The sequence below is a fragment of the Marinobacter gudaonensis genome (assembly GCF_900115175.1).
GTDB lineage: Bacteria > Pseudomonadota > Gammaproteobacteria > Pseudomonadales > Oleiphilaceae > Marinobacter > Marinobacter gudaonensis.
Window position 1 is genome coordinate 2,865,626 of the sequence record NZ_FOYV01000001.1, and the last position, 22,567, is coordinate 2,888,192.

The window sequence follows — 22,567 nt, forward strand, 5'->3', positions numbered from 1 at the left end:
GGAGTCTCAAGACCTTTGGTTCTGGCTGATGGTGGCGATTTCTTGTTCCGGCTCGAAGGCTGGCAGTCTCAGCCTTACGCAGGTGCCCTGGCCGGTTTCCGGATTGGCGGGGCTTTCCACCTGAATGTTGCCATAGTGCTCTTCAATAATGCTGTACACCAGCGACAAGCCAAGACCGGTTCCCTTGTTCGGGGCTTTGGTGGTGTAAAACGGCTCAAAGATGTGGTCAAGCTGCTCGCGAGGAATGCCCGAGCCTTCATCAACCACCTCGATAATAGCGGAGTAGCCGTCGCCCTTTCCACTGACCCGGATGGTGCCGCCGTCCGGAGAGGCGTCACGAGCGTTGGCCAAGAGGTTGATGAACACCTGCACCAGACGCTGTTCGTCGCCCAGGATCTGCAGCGACTCCGGACAGTCGTTAACATAGTGAATGCCCAGCCCTTTGTCGCTGAGCGACAGCAGGTTGATGGATTCGTCGACGCAGCGGCGGATGGGTACCGGCTCGTACCGGTTTGCCTGGGCATGGTTGCCGGTGCGGGCGAAGTTCATCAGCGACTGCAGGATGGTTGAAATGCGCCGGGTCTGCTGCTGGATCTGCTCTGCCGTATCGAGAATGTCCGGATTGTCGGTTTCCAGCTTCAGGTTCTGGGCCAGCGATGAAATGCCGGTCACCGGGTTGCCGATTTCATGGGCAACGCCCGCCGCCAGTCGGCCTACGGACGCCAGCCGCTCACTGTGCATCAGCTCATCCTCAAGCAGCCTCGTCTCGGTCTGGTCTTCCACCAGGATGATGCTGCCGCCTTCGGGGTGGTCTGGCCCACTCAGGGCGGCTTTATGCAGGTTCAGCCAGTGGGGCTTGCCGCGCAGATCCAGGCGGTGCTTGTACCGGTGCAGCTCCTCGCCGCTGTTGAAATCTTCCAGGAGGGTGTGCCAATGCTCCGGCAGGGCCATCAATCGGGCGCCGACCACGTCGTCGGCGGTAATGCCGGTGAGTGCTTCCATGGTTGTGTTCCACATCAGGATCTCACCGTCCTCGCCCACCGAGCAGGCCGGAATGGGCAGGTTCTGCAGGGTCTGGCGGTAATGTCGGCGGAGATTGTCGAGCTCACCGGCGAGGCCGGTCAGCCGGTTCTGATAATCGCCCAGGGCCCGTTCCACATAGCGGATGTCCTGGGCGGTGCCGCCCTGGGCCATGGGTTTGAAACCCAGGTGACGCTTGACCATGTCGCGGGCCACCGAAGGACCCAACAGTCCTGACAGGTTGATCTCCACCTGGTCACGGAGACGCCGCAACTGGTAGGGGCGGTATTCCACATTGGGAAGTTTCAACTGGGCCAGCGCCCGTTCCACTTCCCGGCGGGCCACTCCGTAGCCTAGGGGCTTGGCCAGCTGGCGCACGAAATCGGCGGAGGAGGTGGCCAGGAGTTCGCGGCGCTGGGGTCGCGAAAGGGCGCCCAGCGAGCAGGCCTGCGCGGCACTGTTTTCCTCGCTGGTGCTGGTGCTGAGAATGGATACCAGGGCAAACACCGAAATGTTGGCGGTCAGGCTTACAAAGGTGAAGATGTGCCAGTTGCTGTAGTCCGGTATCAGCGGGGCGTCCATCCATGCCAGCAGGTTGGCGGTGTGGGAAAACGGCAGTACCAGGGTGACCGCCCAGATGGCCAGCCCCACGATCAGCCCCGCAATCAGCCCGCGACGATTGCCCTCCGGCCAGTAGATCACGCCCAGAGCCCCGGGCAGGAGCTGCAAGGTGCCCGACAGTGATATGGCGCCGAGGATCGACAGGTCCAGGTTCCGGCCCACGGTCTCATGGAACAGCAGTGCCAGAAAGATGATCACGGCGATGAGCGCCCGCTTGACCCACTGGAGCCAGCGGTAGATGTCGCCCTGGTCCTTCGGAGTCCTCAGGGGCAAGACCACGTGGTTCAGGGCCATGCCGGCCAGCGCCAGGGTGCTGACAATCATCAGGCCACTGGCGGCGGACAACCCGGCAATGTACATGAACAGTGTCAGCACCGGGTTCTCCAGCGCCTGGGCGACACCGATGGCGAAGAATGCCGGGCCGGTGGTCACCTCCAATTGCTGGCCGCCCCACAGAATCAGGGGTACCGGGAGGCCGAGCAACAAAAGGTATAGGGGCAGGCCCCAGCTGGCTTTGGCCAGCCCCTTGGGAGACGGGCTCTCGCTGAACGTCATGTGGTACATGTGAGGCAAAACCAGTGCCGCTGCGAAAGACATCAGCATGAGGGCCCGCCAGCTGCCATCATCGATGCTCAGGCTCATTGTGGTGGCAGGCGAGGTACGGGCGGCCAGCCACTGTTCAAGCCCGGTCATGCCATCAAATACGCCAAAAAGTATTACGCCGCCCAACACCAGCAGTGCCACCAGCTTGATCACCGAATCAAACGCGATGGCCAGTACCAGGCCCTGATGGTTGCCCGAGTTCTGGCTTCGGCGAGCACCGAACAGCATGGCGAATAACACCACAATCAGGCTGAACATTACGCCAATCACGTTGGGCGAGGTGTCGGGTGCCAGGATGCTTGCCGATGTGACAACCGCCTGTATCTGCATGCTCAGCAGCGCCAGAATAGCGCCTCCCGAGCAGAGGGTTACCAGGGTGCCGGCCCACTGGCTGCGATAGCGATAGGCGAACAGATCCGCCAGCGAGGTAAGCTGATACGCCCGACCAATTCGCATGACCGGGTTGAGCAGTACCGGTGCCAGCAGGAAAGCACCGCTGATGCCCAGATAATAGGCAAGAAAGCCATAGCCGGACTCGGCGGCCATGCCGATGGCCCCGTAGACTGCCCAGATGCCGGCGTAGACGCCCAGGCTCAGGATATAGACCACCGGGTGGCGCACCCAGCGCCCGGGCACCAGCCCGCGTTCGGTGACCCAGGCAATCCCGAACAACAGCATGAGATACAGCAGGCTGGCAAGCAGCAGTCCGGAGGCACTAAAACTCATTGGGGTCCCGCCGCCATTCCAGCCAGAAGCCAATGGCAATCAGTCCCGCCCAGATCAGGTAAGGGCTGTACCAGGCGTTTTCCGGAGAGGTCCACCAATCGAGGATGTTTGGCGAAAAAATATAGATGGCCAGTACCAACAGGAAGACCAGACGGTAGATATACATCAGGCAAGCTATCCGTGCTGAGGTGTTAGACGGGAGTTATACCATGTCCCTCAGCGGGATGTCAGGTGAATGGCGCTGCGCCGCCAGTAGGCGCAACCCCACTCCAGTACGGAGTCCACGGATGCATCGGCCAGGGTGGACGGTGGCTGCTGCCCCAGCGCCTCCAGGGCCTTAATCAGGTTGCGGGCGGCACTCGAGTCATCCAGGGCAGGGGCGTGGGTCTGTTTGCTGAGCTTCTGACCCTGCTCGTTGAGGATGACCGGAATGTGCAGCCAGCGTGGTGGCGTCCGGCCCATGGCACGGTAGATCTGCTGCTGTTGTGCCGTCATGTCGAGCAGGTCGGAGCCGCGAACCACATCGGTTATGCCCTGATCGATGTCGTCCACCACCACCGCCAGCTGATAGGCAAAGAACCCTTCCTTGCGCAGGATCACTGGATCGTCGAGCTCTGCCTGCACCGTCTGGCGTTGCGGCCCCAGCAAAAGGTCCTGCCAGAGACACTCTTCGTCTTCCAGGGCAAAGCGTACCGCGTATGGGCGATCACCGACGGCAACGCCACCGCGTCGGCAACCGTGGGGATGGCGTCCGTTGCTGGCTTGCAGCTCCTTGCGGGAACAGGGGCAGCGGTAGGCGCGCTGCGATTCCAGCAACTGCGCAATGGCGGCCTGATAGGCGTGGTGCTGTTTAGACTGGAAACGCACGGGCTGGTCGGGAAAGAGGCCGTGGGCCTCCAGGCTCGCCAGGATCTGGCCGGTTGCCTCTGGGGGCTCACGCAGAGGATCCAGGTCTTCAATACGGATCAGCCACTGGCCGTTGTGGCTGCGGGCTTCCAGATAGCTGGCAAGGGCGGTTACCAGGGAGCCGAAGTGTAGGGGGCCGGTTGGCGATGGAGCGAAGCGCCCCCGATACTGAGGAGTGTTCATGGTGGTCAGTCAGCCGGCCCGCTCCATCGAGGTGCGGGGCCGGCAGCTGTTCAGCGCGTGGCCGGCTCAGATACCGGTCTGGCGTTCGCGGATCTCGGCCAGGGTCTTGCAGTCGATGCAAAGGGTCGCCGTCGGGCGCGCTTCCAGGCGCCGAATACCGATTTCCACACCGCACTGGTCGCAGAAGCCGTAGTCGTCCTTGTCGATGCGATCGATGGTCTGATCGATCTTCTTGATCAGCTTGCGCTCGCGATCACGGGTGCGCAGTTCCAGGCTGAACTCTTCCTCCTGGGTTGCGCGATCGCTCGGATCGGCGTAGTTTGCGGCGTCTTCCTGCATGTGGTGCATGGTACGGTCGACCTCTTCCATCAGCTCCTGCTTCCACTGGAGGAGAAGGTCTTTGAAGTGCTGGAGCATCTCCGCACTCATGTATTCTTCACCCTTCTTCATTTCATAGGGGGTGAAGTTGGTAAAACGTTCGCGTGGTTGTTCTGCAGTGTTTGCCATTGAACCCGGCCTCTCGATTGTACTTCACAAGAACGCTTTTGCTTCCCGCCGCGTGAGCCCCCGTGGCTGAGCGGATTTACCCTGGATGAAGCAGTCGTCCTGAAAACGGGAATTTGCGGAAAATAGCAGATTAGTTACGGGGGTGCCAGCCTTGTGGCACCGACTTTTGAACGGAGAGCCCATGAAGTTTCCTGAACCGTTGGTTGAAGGCCGTCTTATTCGTCGCTACAAGCGCTTTCTGGCGGATGTGCGACTGCCGGATGGCTCGGAAGTGACCGCCCATTGCCCCAACACCGGCTCCATGCTGGGCTGCCAGCCTGAGAATGCCCGGGTGTGGCTGAGCCGCAGCGACAATCCCAAACGCAAGCTGCAATACACCTGGGAGCTGGTAGAGGCCGTGCCCGGGCAACTGGCCTGCATCAATACCGCCAGGCCCAACGGCCAGGCCAGGGAAGCAGTCGAGGCCGGGCGGGTTGCCGAGCTGGCCGGTTACAGCCAGTGCCGGGCCGAAGTGCAATACGGCGCGGAAAAAAGCCGGATTGACCTGTTGTTGTCAGGGCATCTGTCAGAGCCAGACGCCTGGGTGGAAGTCAAGAACGTGACCCTGGCGGACGACGGCCAGGGGTTCTTCCCCGATGCGGTCACCGAACGGGGCCAGAAGCACCTGCGCGAACTGATGGCTCAGGTAGAGCAGGGCGAGCGGGGGGTGTTGTTCTTCGTGGTCAATCACACCGGGATAGAAACCGTTCGGCCCGCGGATCATATTGATGCCCGCTATGGTCAGTTACTCAGGGAAGCCTGCGATGCCGGGGTGGAGGTGCTGGCTTACCGGGCCAATCTGGCCTGCACAGATGGCGATCCTACCGGTCTTCTGTCTTTGACTGAGTCGGTGCCGGTCATTCTGGAAGTCTGACCTCCAGCTGCCCCTCGTGTTCGCGCACCTCCAGCTGGGTGAGGGCGTCGCCCTGACAGGGGCCGGCAATGCATTCGCCATCTCCGGGCTTGAACAGTGCGCCGTGGGTGGAGCATTGGATGAAAAGGTTGTCACTGTCCATGAATCGGCCCGGCATCCAGTTCAGTTCAATGCCCAGGTGGGGACAGACGTTGAGGTAGGCCCGGGGCTCGCCCCCGTCGAGGAATAGAAAACCGGTGAGCGGCATACCTTCCGGTTGTCGTGCCTTTTCCCGGAGCCGGAATTCCACAAAGCGCCCTGGTACCAGCTCCGGGGCGCGGCAAACGGGTTGCCATTGGCTGATGTTTGCCGTCATTTGGGCAGTATGGCGTAGCGCATCCGGGTGCCATGGTTCAGGGACATGACAATTTCATCCGCGTGCAGCCGGTGCGGAAAGTAGCAGCCGGAAATCTTGGCACTGGCGATGCTGGAGCCTTCCATTCGCGATTTGGAGAAATCCACGCCGCGCAGATCCGCGCCGCGGAAGTAGGCATGACGGAAGTCCAGCCCCTGGGCATCCATACCTCGCAGGTCCAGGCCACGGAAGTCGCCATGAGCAAAGCTCGGCAACTCCGAGAGCTTGGCTTTCTGGCTGTTGAACGCCTTGATGTCCTCGCTCCTAAGCAGATCGTAGAGCGGATGACTGATCTGTTGTACGTCGTGCTCGCTTTTGTCGTCCATCGTGTGCCTCGCAGTAGCCGGTGGAAACCCTGTTGTTATTCTAGCCGGGATTGATGCCCAGGTGCTGCCGGATCCGGTCTGCCACGGCTTCAGCCACATGTTCCTGATCCGTATGCAGGTGGACGGTGTGGGTCTTTTCTTCGGCGGTCAGTGGCTCGAACCAGCTTTGCTGGGCGTCCAGCAACTCCTCGGTGGCTTCCGAGGCATCGTCCTGGCGCTTGCGGATCCACTCCCGGCGCAGGGCCTCCGGCGCCTCGCAGTGGATCAGGGTAAACGGCAGGCCCTGGGCCTCCGCCACGCTGGCCAGCAGGGCCCGCTCCTTCTGCTTCAGACTGGCGGCGTCGACAATCACCGGAAAGCCGGCCGCCAGAACCTGTCCGGCCAGATCGGCCAGGCGCTGATAGGTTTTTTCGTTGGCTTCCTCGGTGTAGAGGTTGCCGCCGGTTGGCGACCGGGAGCTATCCAGCGGGGCAAGCCCGTGCAGGCGCTTGCGTTCGACATCGGAACGCAGGCGAATCAGACCCAGCTCGCCGGCCATGGCCGCGCTGACGCAGGTCTTGCCACTGGCAGAGAGGCCGGTGGTTGCCAACAGATAGTGATTGGGAATGCTGCCGTAGTCTTCTGCCAGCTGGGCGTAGGCGCGGTAGCGCTGCATCAGCGCTTCTTTCTCGGAATCGCTCAGTTCCGGGTTGCCCATGGTGAACAGCGCGATCTTGGCTCGAACCATGGCCCGATAGGCCTTGTACAGGGGTAGCAACGGCAGCGCCTCGAAGTCGTCCCGGTACTCGAGGTAAGTATTCAGAACCAGATTGGCCAGCGCGTTCTCACCCCGGAATTCCAGATCCATGAGCAGGAACGCCAGGTCGTTGATCACATCAATCCACCGGAACGGTTCGTTGAACTCGATGCAGTCGAAGACGGTTACCTGGCCTTCAAAGCGGGTAATGTTCGCCAGGTGCAGGTCGCCGTGGCATTCCCGCACCAGGCCATTGGCCCGGCGCTTGGCAATCAGATCCCGGTGGCGCTCGAAGGTGGATTCGGTCCAGGCCTGCAGGTTGTCGAGCTGCGCAAGCAGATCGGTGTCGCTGATTAGCGGCCGGATCTGGTCGAAGTTCTCCTGCATGGCCGCAAACACCGCTTCCGGTGTGCCCAGCGGCTTGTCTTCGGCAACCGGCGGCAACTGCTGGTGGAAGGCCGCTACCTGGCGCGCCAGACTGGTGAGCAGCTCGGGAGCGAGATCGCCGTTTTCCTGCAGCCGGTCGAACAGCTGGTTCTGGTCAAACTGGCGCATCCGGATGGCGTACTCGAACGCCTCGCCGTTGCCGCCGAGCACCGGGCTTTCCGGGGTGCCGGTAATGGGCAGAACTTCCAGATAGAGTTTCTCGGCGAGCCTGCGATTCAATCGCAGCTCTTCCTCACAAAAATGTTTGCGGCGCTCGAGCGTGGAAAAATTCAGAAAGCCGAAATTCATGGGCTTCTTGATCTTGTAGGCGTAGTCGCCGGTGAGGATCACCTGGGAGATGTGAGTTTCGATGACCCGGAATCCGGACACCGGGTGGTCGTACAGATCCGGATTCTGCAGTGCCCGAACCAGATTGCCTGGGGATGTCTCACTCACGTTGTGCTCCTCGTGTTCCCTGAACCCATTGATTTTTCTTGCCCTATCATAACGGGCAGATTACAGAAATAACACACAGTTGGCCTGCCTTCCCGCCCGCTCCCTTCGTTATAATCCCTGCCATGAAAAAATCGCGCTCAACACCAACCCCCCGAAAGAAATCGTCCCGCAGGTCCTCCGGCAATGGTCGCCGCCCGTGGATCTGGCGGTTGCTGCTCCGGCTGGGCGCCATAGGCCTGGTGCTGCTGGCCGGCTGGATGGTCTACCTGGATGCCGTGGTGACCGACCGTTTTGAAGGGCGTCGCTTTGAAGTACCGTCCCGCGTGTATGCCCGGCCCCTTGAACTGTTTGACGGCGCCAGCGTCAGCGCCAGCGGCCTGGAGCGTGAACTGGAATTGTCCGGTTACCGCAAGGCGGGCGGTTCCGAAGCGGGCAGTTATCAGCGTAGCGGCGGTCGGTTTGTGATCAACACGCGGGGTTTCGTGTTTCCTGATGGCGAAGAGCCGAAGCGCAGGCTGTCGCTGACCATTGCCGGCGACCGGGTGCAGCAGTTTTCCGTGGTTCAGGGCGAACCTTCCCCCATCGTGCGTCTGGAGCCGGCGCAGATTGGCGGCATCTACCCGGCCCACCGGGAAGATCGCATACTAGTGCAGCTCGACGAGGTGCCGGCCCTGCTGCCGGCAACCCTGATGGCCATCGAGGACCGGAATTTCTACGACCATCACGGCATCGCCCCCCTGTCTATCGGTCGGGCCATGCTGGCCAACATCCGCGCCGGCCGGATCGTCCAGGGCGGCAGCACCCTGACCCAGCAGTTGGTGAAGAACCTGTTTCTGAGTCGCGAGCAGACTCTGCTGCGCAAGGGCAACGAGGCCCTCATGTCGCTGCTTCTGGAGCTGCATTACGAGAAAGACGACATCCTCGAAACCTACCTGAACGAAGTGTATCTGGGACAGGCCGGCACCCGCAGCATCCACGGTTTTGGCCTGGCCAGTCAGTTTTTCTTCGGAGAGTCGCTCAGAGATCTGGAGGTGCATCAGATTGCACTCCTCGTGGGCATGGTGAAGGGGCCCAGCTACTACAATCCGCGCCGGCACCCCGAGCGGGCTACCGAGCGTCGCAACCTGGTGATTTCGGAAATGGAACAGGCCGGGCTGATCGAGCCGGGGCGAGCGGCTCGGGCCCGGGGGCTGCCATTGGGGGTTAGCGAGCGGCCATCCTATTCCGAGAACCGCTATCCTGCCTATATCGACCTGGTACGTCGGCACCTGGCCCGGGATTACCGTCAGGAAGACCTGCAGAGTGAGGGGCTGAGAATCTTTACCACGCTCAACCCGGCCATCCAGTATGCCGCCGAATTTGCCGTATCCCAGACTGTGCCGCGCCTCGGTGCAGGAGAGGCGGGCAAGTCGCTGGAAGCCGCGCTGGTGGTGACCGCAAAGGATTCCGGCGAGGTGCTGGCATTGGTGGGTGGCAAGGAACCGCAATACGCGGGCTTCAACCGGGCCCTGGATGCGCAGAGACCCATTGGTTCTCTGATCAAGCCCTTTATCTACCTCTCGGCCCTGCAGCAGCCGGACCGTTATACCCTGATAACACCGGTGCAGGACAAGAGCTTTACCCTGGAATTCGATGACGGTCGCCGCTGGCAGCCGAAGAACTACGATGGGGAGGAACGCGGTGATGTGCCTTTGCACGAGGCGCTTTCACACTCCTACAACCTCCCGGCGGTGCGCGTTGGGCTCGATATCGGCGTTGATGTGGTGCGCGATACCCTGACGGCGTTCGGTGTCGATTCGCCCATCTCGCAATACCCGTCAATGCTGCTCGGGTCGGTATCCATGAGCCCGGTTACCGTTGCCCAGATCTACCAGGGACTGGCGACTTCGGGCTTCAACACGCCGCTTCGCACCATTCGTGAAGTCACCGACGCCCGGGGGCAGGCGCTTTCCCGGTACAGCCTGGAAGTCGAGCAGGTCGCCGATCCGTCGGCCGTGCATCTGGTCCAGTACGCCATGCAGGAGACCATGCAGGAAGGAACCGGGCGTTCGGCATACTACACGGTGCCCGAGGAACTGACGCTTGCAGGGAAGACCGGCACCACCGACGATGGCCGGGATTCCTGGTTCGCCGGTTTCAGCGGCGATCTGCTTGCGGTTGCCTGGGTGGGGCGTGATGATAATGGGCCAACGTCGCTGACTGGCGCCAGTGGCGCCCTGCCGGTGTGGTCGCGCTTCATGGCGCAGGTGCCCCAGCACGGCTTCTCACCGGTGGTGCCGGATGGCGTGAACTACCACTGGGTGAATTCCCGGCGCCAGGCGCTGACCGACGAATACTGCGATAATGCCCGGCTGCTGCCTTTCATTGCGGGCAGCGAGCCCACACAGACAATCTCATGCTCCGGAACCCTTGAGCGCAGAATCCGGGGCTGGTTTGAAGGACTGTTCCAATGATTGAAAGACCTGCATCGCGCATTCCCCTCATTGCCGCGGCACTGGCAGCGGCGCTGGGCCTTGCCGGCTGTGCCAGCGGGCCCGGTGGCGGTATCTACGTACCGGTGGGCGGAGAACCCGCCAAGGCGCCTGAGCCGCCCAGAACGTCCGACGACGGCGCCCGAGACGAGGCTCCGGTCTGGCGCAAGAGCGAACAGCCGGAGGCGGAACCGGTACCCGAACCCAGAGAGTCGGCCGGTGCTTCCGGACCGAGTTACCGGGAGAGCGGGGACAGCCTTTCTCCCGCAGCCCTGAGCCTGGTTCGCGAAGCGGAGCGGTTGCTGGCCCAGGGCGATACCCCGGCTGCCATCGCCCGTCTGGAGCGGGCCCAGCGCATTGCCCCGCGCTCGGCGGAGGTGTATTTCAAGCTCTCCGAGGCCTATGTCGCGGACAATCAGCTTGGCACGGCCGAGCAGTTCACCCTGAAGGGCCTGTCTCTGGCGGGGAATGACGTGCGCCTGCAACGGGCGGGATGGTTGTTGTTGGCGGATATTCGCAGGGCCCGTGGCAACGTGGCCGGGGCGGATCAGGCTGAGGCGAGGGCGGCTGCGCTTTAAGACAGAGCCGGTCGCCAGGCGCCCCCTCCCGCATCGGAGGGGGCAGGCTGGAGGCGATCACTGAAGAGGAATGGTTTCCGCTTCGGTTGTCTCGTTGGCAACAACGGTTACGTTCTGCTCGCCGTCGAACTCAATGTCGTCATCCTGTTCGTTGTTGTCGTCCTGACAGCTGTAGGCGATGGTGTAGTCGCCTGCCGGGAGGAACGCTGCGGTGTAGTTGTAGAACACGGAATCCGGGTCCGCCTCCACTGGGACGACCATCAGCGGATTGCCTTCCTCATTGTTTACGTTCAGATCTGATGGTGTGACGTCTGCACCGTCGTATACGTACACGGAGCCATCATATTCGCAATTGGCGAGAGCTTCGTTTGCACTGCGCGTGGAGTTGATCTGGGCGACATCTACCTGCCCGCTGATGGAGCCCACCTCGAGGTTGTTCACCAGACGGAGAGACGGCTTCAACATGAAGTCGGCGAGCGCATTGCCCTGTGGGTCTACGATGGACTTGCGAACATCGAAGTCGATGGTGAAGTTTGTGGTGGTGTCAGCCGCAACCAGGAAGTCACCTTTCAACTTGAGGCCGCTCTGCTCCCCGGAAGGAACCGCCAGGGTGTACTGCGCATCCGCAGTGGACTCTTTTTTCACAAATGAATTCTCAGTGTCGATAATCAGCCGCAACTCGGTATAGTTGCCTGCCGGCACCTCTTCATCCGTGATCAGTGGCTCGGTCAGGCCACCCTGAAGGTCCAGCAGGTTAATCTGCTCAAACCCATCCACCGAAAATTCAATCCAGTTGCCGTTCTCGGGTTTCAATCGCAATTCGGTGAAGGCAATGGTGACATTACTGAGATCCGTGGCCGGTGCATCGGTGACTCCGAATGAGACCGTTCCGGTAGATCCCGAGCCTGAACCTGAACCGCCCCCACCACAAGCCGCAACGCCTGCAGCCAGGGCCGAAATCGTGAACAATCGGATCGAACGTTTCATACAAACCTCCATGGCTTTCTCTGGGTGTGCCAGCGCTAAAAGATGAAAATGGCTGGCTTACTCCCCCACAACGCTTGCGGTGGGGGCAGCGTTCCGGAAATTTTGTTAACGTTTGCTCATCTGCCGGTAACGGCAGGGAACGCCGCAATCGGGTGTGCGCCTTCGTGCCGCATGCATCCACCCGTTGGTCTGGTATAAACTCGGCCGTTTGATTCAAACCACGCAGGTAGACCACGGCTTTGGCAATATTTCCTTTCAAATCCTCCAGAGCGCGACGATTCGACGTGTTGGTCCAGCCCCATCTGGACGCCCTGTACCGTTTTGCCTTCCGGCTGGCGGGGCAGCAGCAGGACGCGGAAGATCTGGTCCAGGATGTGGTGATCAAGCTCTACCCCCGGCTGGAGGAGTTGGAGGGTGTTGAGCAGTTGCGACCCTGGCTCAATCGGGTTCTCTACCGGCAATTCATCGATCAGGTGCGCCGCAAGGGACGGCAGCTGGATCGGCCGCTCACCGAGTTTGTCGGGCCGGAAGACCAGTCGGACTGGTTCGACAGCCTGGAAAGCGATCAGGCCGGGCCTGACCTGCATCTGGAGCAGGCGCGTCTTGGCCCGATGCTTGATGCCGTTCTGGCCGGGTTGCCGCCGGACCATCGAACCATGCTGCTGCTTCATGACGTCGATGGTTGGCGGGTTGAGGACATTGCAGAGGTGTTGGATGTGCCGGAGGGTACGATCAAATCCCGGTTACACCGCTGTCGTTCGGCACTTCGGAATAAACTTCGTCATGAGGTGGAACCGCCCCCCCTTGACGGGCGTGTAGGTCTGGGAGATTGAGGTAAACGCGATGACCTGTACTGATATTCAAACCAGCCTGCATGGCTATCTGCACCGGGAACTGCCTCCCACTGACGCGCGCAGGGTCGAGCAGCATCTGGCCGGTTGTGCTGAGTGCCGCGCAGCCCTGGCCTCCGAGCGCACCCTTGATGCCGCGTTACAGGAGCGGTATGCGGTGCCGGCGGCTTCTGAAGGCTTTCAGGCCAGAGTCCTGGCGGCGGCCCACGGTAGTACCCATGGGCGCGCGGTCGGTTGGCATTCCACGGCGGTCGGCGGCGCTATTGCCGCGGCTCTGGTGTTCGGTCTCGGCCTGGGCCTGTTTTTCGGTTCGGGCCTCAACCAAAGCTCAAGCCCTGTTGCCACCACGGCACCGAAACAGGTGGAAGCCGTAGCCGCGCCCGTTGAGAAAACCGTGCGTCTAGCCTTCCGATCCGCCGAAGCGCTTGAGAATGTCACCTTGACCCTGGAGTTGCCGCCCAATGTTGAAGTGGCCGCATGGCCAGGTCGTCGGGAGCTGAGCTGGCAGGTCAGCCTGGATAAGGGCGAAAACGTTCTGGCATTGCCCCTTAAGCTGCTGTTCCCCGGTAATGGCGAGCTGGTTGCCCGCCTGGATGCAGGGGACCGACAGAAAACATTCCGGGCACCGATACCTCGTTACCCGGAGCCTTACCCTGAGGATTCAGGATCATGAAACACTGTCGTTATGGCCGCGCCCTGACCTTGGTCGGGACTTTGACGCTAGCCACAATTCCGGCAACGGTGCTCGCCAGCGAGGATCTTGATGTTACCATGCGCATGGTGACTGACGACGCGGAACTGAGCGAGTCGGTGGTGCGTGAACTTGAATTGCCCCGACTTGACAGCAGCCCCGGGGTGCGCGGTAATGCAGACGGAGACTCTCGTGGTCTTGATGCTGCAGAGCAAGCCCGCGAGCGAGGGCGAGCCTTCGGCAAGGAGATGTCGGAGCGGGCCCGAGAGTCGAGGGATCTGAGCCAGGGCGTGCCCGGCAGGCCCGAAGCGCCCGACCGACCGCAAAAACCGGAGCTGCCCGAGACCCCGGGAAGGGATCGCTAAGCCCCGGCCAGCGCGTCAGTCGTATTCCCTGATGTTCAATCCGGAGAGTGACGTTGCTGGTGCGTTGGAGAGCCCTGCCGCTTTGGTTTTGCCTGTCGATTCCTCAGGTCCTCTTCGGAGCCGGGCACGAAGTCGGCAAGGATCTCTTTCTTGAGGGTATCCAGCAGTACCAGAAGGGCAACCCGTCCGCTGCCCGCCAGCTGTTTGAACAAGCGGCGGCAGCCGGTCTTTCCTCTCCTTCCCTGTTCTACAACCTGGGCGTAGCCTGCTACCAGCTGGGCGATCTTGACGCCGCAGATTATGCGTTCCGGCAGCTGCTGTCGGGCCCCGATGATGCGCTTGCCCGCTATAACCTTGGCCTGATTGAGTTGGCCCGCGACAACCCCGAATCTGCGAGGCGATGGTTCGAGCAGTCGGCTGCTGCGGACAATGCCCCGGAGAAACTCAGGGTGTTGTCACAGACGCAGCTCACCCGGCTGGCTGAACCTCAGGCCGCACCCGCACCCACGCCGGACAGCCGTGGCTATCTCGCCGTTTCAGGCGGTTACGACTCCAATATTGCCGGTTTGCCGGATGCCAGCGCCTCCAGCGAGGGCGGGTTTTTCACGGAGGCTCTCGCGGCGGGGAGTCTGGCATTCCAGGCCGGTGCAGATTCTCTGCTGACGCTCGACGCGGCGGCCTTCGCCCGCAGGCATCCTTCCCAGGACAATTACGATTCCCGGGTTCTGCAGGGGCGATTCGGGTGGTCGGAAAAGCTGGATACTGGCGAGCTCGGCGCCAGGTTCGCGCTGGCCCAGTCCTGGTTCGATGGCGAACGCTTCGAGCGGCGAGTGGGCCTTGAGGGCTTTCGGGACTGGGATTTTTGTTCGGTGGCGCGGACCATAGACCGGTGCAGACTCTTTGTTAGCGCCGCCCAGGTGACTGGCGGGCCTGACTTCGAGGCCTACGACGGCCAGGTCTATCGCCTGCATCTGGACGCCCTGCGCTACGTTCAGCAGTGGCGAATCGAGGGTGACTATCAACTGGAGATCAATCGTCGTCGTGACATGCAGACCACGAACGGCTTTGTCAGTGTCTCGCCCACCCGCCATGGCCTGGAAATGACGGTACTCTACGCGGTAGATCGCGGCGTCAATATTGGGGGGCTGGGGGCTTTCCGCCACAGTCGCTACGTGGATCCTCACAGAGTTCCGGAATCGGTGGGCGAGAGTGGGACGAGACGGGACAACCGGTTCGAGGCCGGCGTTGTGCTGGAGCGTTCGCTGGATGCCCGGTGGCTGGTGCGGGCGGAGTGGCGGATCCTTGAGAACCAGAGCAGTCTGGCGCAGTACGATTATCAGCGCCAGACGCTCATGCTCTCTGTTGAAGGCTCACTCTAGCGCCGAGCCTAGAGTCCGGCATTCCTCAACCGGTTGGCGTGCTGTTTGAACACGGCTTTGGGATCGGTTTCGAACAGGCTGTGCAGGCCCAGTGCCTGGTTCACCTCATCCAGGTGGTTCATGAAGTAATTGTCCCGGATAACGTCGCCGAAGTGGTTGCTGCAGCGGCCAACCAGCCCGTCGTTCTGGCTGAAGCCAAAGGCGAGGCTGGTGGTGCCGAGCAGGGCGTCTGAGGGATCCAGCACGTTGGTAAGAACTCCGGTGCCACCCCAGGAATAGAAGCGGACCCCGTTGGCGGCGTAAGCGCCCTCACCACAGGCTGTTTGGGGAACGCCAGCGGGCGCAAAGCGGTTGAATTCGGCGCTGCCCTCGGTCGTCAGCGAGTACAGGCTGGAGCGAAGGTCCTGGTCGTAACCACCACCGGACAGAAGATCAATCAGTCCGCCCAGCGCGTCGCCGAGGCTCGCGGCCAGGCTCTCGGCCGGGGAGCCGTAGATCAGATCCGCCACCGGAGAGCCCTTGTGCGGGGAGCCCACCGAAGTGACCGAGGCCACCAGATCAGGCCGCACACGAGCAATGTAGCGCGCGGTTGGTCCGCCGTGGCTGTGGCCAACCAGATTCACCTTGCCATGTACGGCAGCGATGGTCTGGATCTGAGGCAGCAGAGCTTCGCCGCGGGCGATGGTGCTGTCCAGGGCGGGCACCTGTGTGGTGTAGACATCGGCGCCGTATTTGCGCAGGTCGCTGGCAATGCCATACCAGTAGTCGACGCCGGCAATGGAGTCGAAACCGAACATGCCGTGTACGAGCACAATCGGGTATCGGGTGTCGGTGTAGTTTGAGGGCGTAGAGTCCCACCACCAGGCGGCGGAGGGCGCGGACCAGGCCACAGTCAGGGCCAGGGCCATTGCTTGGATCCAGAGTTTCATTGTCGTTCCTACAGTTTGATCTTGTGTTTGTTATTCAAACTGCGGCTCAACCTAACGGGTTGCTCCAGAGACTTCGTTCTCATACTGCGCAGGCCCTAAGGCCGGCTGAGTGCTTCCGTGCGCTGACTTGGTTCTTGTGTTTGTTAGATTGCGGCCGTCAGAGCATCTCGCAAGAGATGTGTCTAACATTTGTCCAGGTGCCTCGCCAAGTCAACGGCATTCGAGGGAACAGGGGGTGTTTCCCTGCCAAAGTGTGACCGCGTTCACTTAGATGGCCCCGCAAGACAGGTGGTGCCCCGCGGGGCCTGCGAACAAAGCCGCAGGCCCCGAGTGGTCAGAGGGTTGCCATGACGTTCTTCGCAGCCGCGATGGTGTGAGCGATGTCGTCATCGGACAGCGCCGCGGTGGTGAATCCGGCCTCGAACGCCGATGGGGCGAGGTACACGCCTTCCTTCAGCATGCCCTGGAAGAATTTCTTGAACCGTTCGATATCGCAGGCCATCACCTGATCGAATCGCGTCACGGAGGGCTCTTCCGTGAAGAAAAAGCCGAACATGGCACCGGCACCCTGGACGGTCAGCGGAATACCGGTGGCGTCTGCCGCTTCTTTCAGGCCCTGGGCCACAGCGTTGGTTTTCTCGGTCAACCGGTCATGGAAGCCCGGCTCGGAAATGGCGTTCAGTGTGGTCAGCCCGGCGCACATAGCCAGCGGGTTACCACTCAGGGTGCCGGCCTGGTACACGGGGCCCAGTGGCGCGATGTGTTCCATGATCGACCGTTTGCCGCCGAAGGCACCCACAGGCAGGCCGCCACCAATGACCTTGCCCAGCGCCGTGAGGTCGGGTGTTACACCATACAGGCCCTGAGCGCCGCCAAGGGATACCCGGAAGCCGGTCATTACTTCGTCGAAAATCAGCACGGTGCCGTGTTCATCGCACACTTCCCGCAGGCCTTCGAGGAAGCCCGGCACCGGCGGGATGCAGTTCATGTTCCCGGCCACTGGTTCGACAATGATGGCTGCAATCTGGTCGCCCATGGTTTTGAAGGTTTCCCGCACACTGTCGATGTCGTTATAGGTCAGTGTGATGGTGTGCTCGGCGAGGCTGGCAGGAATGCCGGGAGAGTTCGGTACGCCCAGGGTCAGCGCACCCGAACCGGCTTTGACCAGCAGCGAATCCACGTGTCCGTGATAGCAGCCTTCGAATTTCACGATCTTGTCGCGGCCGGTGTAGCCACGGGCCAGGCGGATGGTGCTCATGGTGGCTTCGGTGCCGGAATTCACCATGCGCACGAGCTCAATGGACGGGACCAGTTCGCACACCTTTTTGGCCATTTCGGTTTCGATAGCCGTGGGCGCGCCGTAGCCAACGCCAAGATCCACCTGGGCATGCAGGGCATCCTTGATGCGCTGGTCGCCATGGCCAAGGATCATGGGCCCCCAGGAGCCGATGTAATCGATGTAGCGCTTGTCGTCTTCGTCGTACAGGTAGGCACCCTGGGCGTGCTTGAAGAAAATGGGCGTGCCACCGACACCACGAAAGGCCCGAACCGGCGAGTTCACACCGCCGGGAATGTATTTCTGGGCCTGTTCGAACAGGGTTTCGGAGTGCGTCATGAGTCTGGGCTCCTGTTAGTGCGGGAGTGAAAAAAGTGGATGGTGATCCTGGAATATTCGCGCAAATCTGCGTGCTCGACGCTCTATGTCTTCGTCGCTGCCGCCAAACAGACCGCCCACCACCGCCAGCATATCGGCCCCGGCAAGGATAAGGTCTTCGCCGTTGTCTGTTGTTACCCCGCCAATGGCGGTCAACGGCAGCTCGAAATGTCGGGCTTCGGTGAGCACCGAGAGTGAGGCCGCCGGTGCCCCGGGTTTGGTGGACGAGTTAAAAAACCGGCCAAAGGCCAGGTAGTCGGCGCCCTGATCCACGCCGGAGCGGGCCAGGGCCAGATCGGCGTGGCAGGTGATGCCGATAATCGCCTGTTCACCCAGTATCCGGCGAGCTTCGTTGACCGACGTATCGCCCTGTCCGACATGGACGCCGGCTGCCCCGACCCGCTTTGCCAGTTCCGGGTCGTCGTTGATCAGCAGCGGCACGCCAACAGTGTTGCAGAGGCTCTGAAGGCTGCGGGCCTGTGCCAGTTTCTCGGCCAGCGGCGCCTGCTTTTCCCGGTATTGTATCATGACAGCGCCGCCACGCAGGGCAGCTTCCACCGAGCCAAGCAGGCGATCCGGGGGGGTCAGCGTGCTGTCGGTGATGCCATAGAGTCCCGGGCGCAGCCCCTTGGTCATCGCTCCCATGGGATGCCCCGGTCCGGCACCGGTTGCCCCTTGCCCACTTCGAGCGCGTGCAGGATGGCCCGGTGAACGTAATTCTGGGCCTGGGATATGGCGGCTCTCCGGGACAGGCCGCAGGCCCTTCCGGCAGCAATGGCGGCGGCTAATGTGCAGCCGGTACCGTGGTACTCTCCGCCAATCCGCTCGATTTCCCAGCGCATGGGTTCTGGGCCGTGGTTGTAGAGTGTGTTGATAATGTGAATGCCCTCACCGTGGCCGCCGGTAGCCAGCACCGAATCGCAGCCGCTGGTCATGAGGTTTGCCGCCGCCTGGTCGGGATTGTCGCTGCCACCGAGCATCGCAAGCTCGATGCCGTTCGGGGTGATCATCTCGGCCAGAGGGAACAGCCGCTCTTTCATGGCGGCAATCAGTTCGTCGTCGGCCAGGTCGCCACCGCCCGCCGCCTTGATGACCGGATCGGTGATCAATGGTAGGTCGCGGCGTTCCGCCATGAATTCCACCAGCACGTCGACCACCGCCGCGTTGCCCAGTGCCCCGGTTTTCACCGCATGAATGGGGGTGTCCTCGGCAAGGCACTGTAGCTGCTGGCGAATGAGCTCTGCCGAGACCGCTTCGGCGCCATACACGTTGCGGGTGTCCTGTACCGTCAGGCAGGTCAGTACCGGCAGTGGGTGACAACCAAGGGACGTGACTGCCTGGATGTCTGCCTGTATACCGGCGCCTCCGGAAGGGTCAAGGCCGGAAAGGATCAGTACCTGGGGTCGGGTGTAACGTTTGATAGCTCAGCTCCTCAGAAAGGTTTGACAACGGCAAGGATGACCACCGCCAGAAGCACGAGGACCGGAAGTTCATTGAACCACCGGTAGAAAATGTGGCTGCGGGTGTTCCGGTCGTCCCGGAAAACCTTGACCAGGTGACCACAATAAAAGTGGTAGATAACCAGCAGGACCACCAGGGCCAGTTTGGCGTGCAGCCAGCCCTGGCTGAAATAGCCGGACACATTGTAGCCGATCAGCCAGGCGCCGAAGACCACGGTGGCCACCATGGAAGGGGTGGTGATGCCCCGGTAAAGCTTGCGTTCCATGATTTTGAAGCGTTCCCGTCCGGGTTGATCTTCGCAGGCCGCGTGGTAAACGAACAGTCGCGGCAGGTAGAACAGGCCGGCGAACCAGCACACCATCGAAATAATGTGAAAGGCTTTCACCCAAAGCATTCATCAACTCCGTCGGTATTGGTAGTAGCTTTCAATGTCGGACTTCAACACCACGCCATAGACCCGCTGGATCATGGGGGCAACAGCCCTTTGTACGTAAAGGGCCTCGGCATTGGTTGCATCGAATTCGTTGAGCGCTTCCTCGAGGGTGGCCTGGTATTGCACCGGCGCCACATCGCGACGGTTGGCGGGGATGTCCATTAGGTCGATGTCGGTCGGCGCCTCCATCTCCTTTTCGGTGACCAGTTTTTCGGTGTCTTCGAGGTAGCGCGCAAGATCTACCGCAGGCAGGAGTGCCGTCGGTCCGTTGCTGCCTTCGACCACCAGCCATTTGGGTTCGGATTTCAGCACCTTTCGGGCCTCCTCAACGCTGAGGTGGCGCTCGGTGCGCAGGATGCTTCGGTCCATGATGGCACCCACCGAGACCCGGCGCAGGGCCTGAATCACCGGGGAGTTCTGGTAGCTGAGCCCCTGGTTCTTGAGGATTGTCAGGAACAATGAGCGCTTGCCGAAGGCCTCGCTCGTCACCAGGCTGGAAATGGTGATGATCAGCATGCCCGGCAGGATGATGTTCGGGTTGCGGGTCAATTCCATCAGCGCCATCAAAGCCGCCAGGGGAGCCTGTAACACCGCGCCCATCATCGCGCCCATCCCGAGCATGGCATAGAAGCCTACCGACGACGCATGTTCCGGGGCAATCTGGGCGCCGATCAGCCCCATGGCGCCGCCCAGTGTGGCGCCCATGAACAGGGTGGGGCCGATTACCCCGCTTGGCATGCCCAGCCCGATTGTCAGGGACGTAATCAGCAACTTTGCGACGCCCGCGCCGAGCAGTAGCCAGAAACCAAGCTGGCCGTTGATGGTTTCATTGACCGTGTCGTACCCGATGCCCATGGTTTCCGGAATCAGAATGGCAAAAGGCACCATCAGCAAGCCGGCAACCGCGATCCGCAGCAGTACCGGGCGGTGGTGGTGTTTGCCCATGCTGTCCACCAGATGGATAAACAGGGCGGCGGCGATCCCGACAATAACGGCGATAGCCAGGATCCAGGGAATCTCGAGCAGCGAGTTCATGGTCAGGGCAGGCACACTGAAGGCCGGCTCCGCGCCATAGACCGCCTGGGTGACGATCGCGGCGCTGACAGCAGCGAGGATAATAGGGGTGAAGCCGGCAATGGTGTATTCCATCATCACCACCTCCATCGCAAAGATCACGCCCGATATCGGCGTGTTGAACGAGGCGGAAATGGCGGCGGCACAGCCACAGGCCACCAGGGTGCGTATGCTGTTGTTCGGCAGCCGCATCCATTGCCCCATCAGGCTTGAGAAAGCCGCTCCAAGATGCACGGCGGGCCCTTCCCGCCCCGCCGACTGGCCGCTTGTGACCGTGGCTACACCGGAGACGAATTGCACCATGGCACTGCGGAACGAGATGTAGCCCTGGTGATAGTTCAGCCGCTCCATGACATGCACAATGCCCACCTTGCGATTGTGGGGTGCCAGCCTGTGCAACAGCAGCCCTAATCCCAGGGCGCCGGCCAGCGGCAGGAGTCCCCGGGTAAGCATATCCAGACTTTCAAAGGATTCCGATCCCTCGCCAGGCAGGAAATGTTCCAGCGGCCACTCGATGGCCAGACGAAAAACAAGGATCACGGCGCCGGTGATCAGGCCGGAGAGGAGACCAAGCACCGCCAGTTGCGGCAGGGCGTCGACACCGGACAGTCTGCGGCGAAAGACTGGGATCAGTTGCTCGGTTATCTGGTGCCAGATTTTGCGCATGAGGCCGGCGTTCCGGTGACGTTTGTAAACGGCGAATGAGTGACAGACAGAGCGTTTCTGTCAACATTGTAACGGTCGCCGGGAGGGCTGCAATAAGTCGTTGGTTTATCATGATAGACTACGCCCAGAAAGCTTAAATATCCGATATCACGTCGCTGGAGAGTAAGGTGGTAAAAGTAGGCATCGTTGGCGGCACCGGCTACACCGGTGTGGAGCTGCTCAGAATTCTGGCGGTTCACCCTGAAGTGACAGTCAGTTGCATAACCTCGCGGTCGGAAGCCGGCTTGCCGGTGGCCGACATGTATCCGAACCTGCGCGGGCATTATGACCTGGCGTTTTCCGAGCCGGACAGTGCGGTACTGAGCGCCTGCGATCTGGTATTTTTCGCTACACCCCACGGTGTTGCCATGCGAATGGTGCCGGAACTGATGGCGGCCGGTGTGCGTGTTGTGGATCTGTCTGCGGATTTCCGCCTGAAGGATCTGGATGTCTGGGCACACTGGTATGGCATGGCCCATGAAAGTCCCGAGTGGGCAGAAAAAGCCGTGTATGGCCTGCCGGAGGTCGCCCGTGAGGCCATCCGCAGTGCGCAGCTTGTGGCCAACCCTGGATGTTACCCCACAGCCGTGCAGCTTGGTTTGCTGCCTCTGCTTGAGAAGGGTCTGGTGGATCCCGCCCGGCTGATTGCCGATGCAAAATCCGGAGCCAGCGGTGCCGGTCGTCAGGGCAAGATCGGCATGCTGCACGGCGAGATCGGTGAGAGCTTCAAGGCCTACGGAGCGTCCGGTCATCGTCACTTGCCCGAAATTCGGCAGGGCCTCGTTGGGGCTGCTGGCGGCGACGTTGGTGTTACCTTCGTGCCGCACCTGATCCCGATGATCCGGGGCATTGAAGCTACGCTGTACGCGGAGCTCAAAGAATCGGCGGATTTTGCGCAGCTGCAGTCCATCTTCGAGGAGCGCTTCCGGGATGAGCCGTTTGTGGATGTGATGCCGTTCGGCAGTCATCCGGAAACCCGAAGTGTTCGGGGTGCCAACATGTGTCGTATGGCGCTGCACAGGCAGGAGCAGAGCAATATTGTTATTGTTTCGTCGGTTATTGATAACCTGGTGAAGGGCGCTGCGGGCCAGGCGGTTCAGAACATGAACATCATGTTCGGGCTGGGTGAAACTCTGGGGCTTGATGCCCCGGCGCTGTTGCCGTAAGGCTTG

Annotated in this window: 22 protein-coding genes; 8 read left to right on the forward strand and 14 right to left on the reverse strand. The window is 61.4% G+C overall.

Annotated elements, in window-relative coordinates; translation table 11 throughout:
- Positions 1-6: 6 nt before the first annotated feature.
- The 4 genes from BM344_RS12905 to dksA all read right to left on the reverse strand — a co-directional run bounded on the left by BM344_RS12905 (position 7) and on the right by dksA (position 4,566).
- Positions 7-2,970 (reverse strand): ATP-binding protein, encoded by a 2,964-nt coding sequence (locus BM344_RS12905; protein ID WP_091990554.1) that lies wholly within the window; start codon positions 2,968-2,970, stop codon positions 7-9.
- Positions 2,960-3,136, reverse strand: coding sequence for a hypothetical protein (locus BM344_RS17575; protein WP_167363236.1), 177 nt, complete (start codon positions 3,134-3,136; stop codon positions 2,960-2,962). The genes BM344_RS12905 and BM344_RS17575 overlap by 11 nt, the downstream gene beginning before the upstream one ends.
- A 50-nt stretch (positions 3,137-3,186) precedes the next feature.
- A complete protein-coding gene (gene gluQRS, locus BM344_RS12910) occupies positions 3,187-4,059 on the reverse strand; it encodes a tRNA glutamyl-Q(34) synthetase GluQRS (protein WP_091990556.1) in 873 nt (290 codons plus the stop codon).
- A gap of 66 nt (positions 4,060-4,125) precedes the next feature.
- Complete coding sequence (gene dksA / locus BM344_RS12915; protein WP_008940629.1) at positions 4,126-4,566, reverse strand: RNA polymerase-binding protein DksA; 441 nt, start codon at positions 4,564-4,566, stop codon at positions 4,126-4,128.
- 181 nt (positions 4,567-4,747) lie between these two features.
- On the opposite strand from dksA, the gene sfsA reads away from it, so the two are divergent.
- Entirely contained in the window at positions 4,748-5,479 is a 732-nt protein-coding gene (gene sfsA, locus BM344_RS12920; RefSeq protein WP_091990559.1) for a DNA/RNA nuclease SfsA, read from the forward strand.
- Here sfsA and BM344_RS12925 read toward each other — a convergent pair.
- Genes BM344_RS12925 through BM344_RS12935 form a run of 3 tightly spaced genes read right to left on the reverse strand, consistent with a single transcriptional unit; the run spans position 5,463 to position 7,817 of the window.
- On the reverse strand, positions 5,463-5,834 hold the full coding sequence (locus tag BM344_RS12925; protein ID WP_091990563.1) for a Rieske (2Fe-2S) protein: 372 nt from the start codon (positions 5,832-5,834) through the stop codon (positions 5,463-5,465). The genes sfsA and BM344_RS12925 overlap by 17 nt on opposite strands.
- Positions 5,831-6,199 carry a pentapeptide repeat-containing protein gene (locus BM344_RS12930; protein WP_091990566.1) on the reverse strand — a complete coding sequence of 123 codons (369 nt, stop codon included), beginning with the start codon at positions 6,197-6,199 and terminating at the stop codon, positions 5,831-5,833. Before BM344_RS12930 ends, BM344_RS12925 begins: the two co-directional genes overlap by 4 nt.
- Before the next feature lie 40 nt (positions 6,200-6,239).
- The gene (locus BM344_RS12935) at positions 6,240-7,817 is read right to left on the reverse strand and encodes a bifunctional aminoglycoside phosphotransferase/ATP-binding protein (protein WP_091990568.1); all 1,578 of its coding nucleotides are present in this window, start codon (positions 7,815-7,817) and stop codon (positions 6,240-6,242) included.
- 122 nt (positions 7,818-7,939) lie between these two features.
- On the opposite strand from BM344_RS12935, the gene mrcB reads away from it, so the two are divergent.
- The gene (mrcB, locus tag BM344_RS12940) at positions 7,940-10,270 is read left to right on the forward strand and encodes a penicillin-binding protein 1B (RefSeq protein WP_091990571.1); all 2,331 of its coding nucleotides are present in this window, start codon (positions 7,940-7,942) and stop codon (positions 10,268-10,270) included.
- Positions 10,267-10,866 carry a tetratricopeptide repeat protein gene (locus tag BM344_RS12945; protein WP_091990574.1) on the forward strand — a complete coding sequence of 200 codons (600 nt, stop codon included), beginning with the start codon at positions 10,267-10,269 and terminating at the stop codon, positions 10,864-10,866. The genes mrcB and BM344_RS12945 overlap by 4 nt, the downstream gene beginning before the upstream one ends.
- A 57-nt stretch (positions 10,867-10,923) precedes the next feature.
- On the opposite strand, the gene BM344_RS12950 is transcribed toward BM344_RS12945, so the two are convergent.
- Positions 10,924-11,853, reverse strand: a complete 930-nt coding sequence (locus tag BM344_RS12950) for a DUF4382 domain-containing protein (protein WP_091990578.1) — start codon at positions 11,851-11,853, stop codon at positions 10,924-10,926.
- 239 nt (positions 11,854-12,092) lie between these two features.
- Here BM344_RS12950 and BM344_RS12955 point away from each other — a divergent pair, with 239 nt between their 5' ends.
- Genes BM344_RS12955 through BM344_RS12970 form a run of 4 tightly spaced genes read left to right on the forward strand, consistent with a single transcriptional unit; the run spans position 12,093 to position 15,139 of the window.
- Positions 12,093-12,686 (forward strand): RNA polymerase sigma factor, encoded by a 594-nt coding sequence (locus BM344_RS12955; protein ID WP_091990581.1) that lies wholly within the window; start codon positions 12,093-12,095, stop codon positions 12,684-12,686.
- A gap of 10 nt (positions 12,687-12,696) precedes the next feature.
- Positions 12,697-13,377 carry an anti-sigma factor family protein gene (locus tag BM344_RS12960; RefSeq protein WP_091990583.1) on the forward strand — a complete coding sequence of 227 codons (681 nt, stop codon included), beginning with the start codon at positions 12,697-12,699 and terminating at the stop codon, positions 13,375-13,377.
- Positions 13,374-13,760, forward strand: a complete 387-nt coding sequence (locus tag BM344_RS12965; protein ID WP_091990586.1) for a hypothetical protein — start codon at positions 13,374-13,376, stop codon at positions 13,758-13,760. The genes BM344_RS12960 and BM344_RS12965 overlap by 4 nt, the downstream gene beginning before the upstream one ends.
- 59 nt (positions 13,761-13,819) lie before the next feature.
- Entirely contained in the window at positions 13,820-15,139 is a 1,320-nt protein-coding gene (locus BM344_RS12970) for a tetratricopeptide repeat protein (RefSeq protein WP_139229641.1), read from the forward strand.
- 8 nt (positions 15,140-15,147) lie between these two features.
- Here the strand turns inward: BM344_RS12970 and BM344_RS12975 are convergent, their stop codons facing one another.
- The 6 genes from BM344_RS12975 to BM344_RS13000 form a co-directional block, all read right to left on the reverse strand.
- On the reverse strand, positions 15,148-16,068 hold the full coding sequence (locus tag BM344_RS12975; protein WP_091990592.1) for a lipase family alpha/beta hydrolase: 921 nt from the start codon (positions 16,066-16,068) through the stop codon (positions 15,148-15,150).
- Between the two features lie 334 nt (positions 16,069-16,402).
- Complete coding sequence (gene hemL / locus BM344_RS12980) at positions 16,403-17,683, reverse strand: glutamate-1-semialdehyde 2,1-aminomutase (RefSeq protein WP_091990595.1); 1,281 nt, start codon at positions 17,681-17,683, stop codon at positions 16,403-16,405.
- A 15-nt stretch (positions 17,684-17,698) separates the two neighbouring features.
- Positions 17,699-18,358 carry a thiamine phosphate synthase gene (gene thiE / locus BM344_RS12985; RefSeq protein WP_091990598.1) on the reverse strand — a complete coding sequence of 220 codons (660 nt, stop codon included), beginning with the start codon at positions 18,356-18,358 and terminating at the stop codon, positions 17,699-17,701.
- A complete protein-coding gene (gene thiD, locus BM344_RS12990; RefSeq protein ID WP_091990601.1) occupies positions 18,355-19,113 on the reverse strand; it encodes a bifunctional hydroxymethylpyrimidine kinase/phosphomethylpyrimidine kinase in 759 nt (252 codons plus the stop codon). The genes thiE and thiD overlap by 4 nt, the downstream gene beginning before the upstream one ends.
- 41 nt (positions 19,114-19,154) lie before the next feature.
- A complete protein-coding gene (gene hemJ / locus BM344_RS12995) occupies positions 19,155-19,577 on the reverse strand; it encodes a protoporphyrinogen oxidase HemJ (protein ID WP_091990603.1) in 423 nt (140 codons plus the stop codon).
- A 3-nt stretch (positions 19,578-19,580) separates the two neighbouring features.
- Positions 19,581-21,356, reverse strand: coding sequence for a chloride channel protein (locus BM344_RS13000; protein WP_091990606.1), 1,776 nt, complete (start codon positions 21,354-21,356; stop codon positions 19,581-19,583).
- Positions 21,357-21,523: 167 nt separating this feature from the next.
- Here BM344_RS13000 and argC point away from each other — a divergent pair, with 167 nt between their 5' ends.
- Positions 21,524-22,561 carry an N-acetyl-gamma-glutamyl-phosphate reductase gene (argC, locus tag BM344_RS13005; RefSeq protein ID WP_091990608.1) on the forward strand — a complete coding sequence of 346 codons (1,038 nt, stop codon included), beginning with the start codon at positions 21,524-21,526 and terminating at the stop codon, positions 22,559-22,561.
- Positions 22,562-22,567 lie beyond the last annotated feature (6 nt).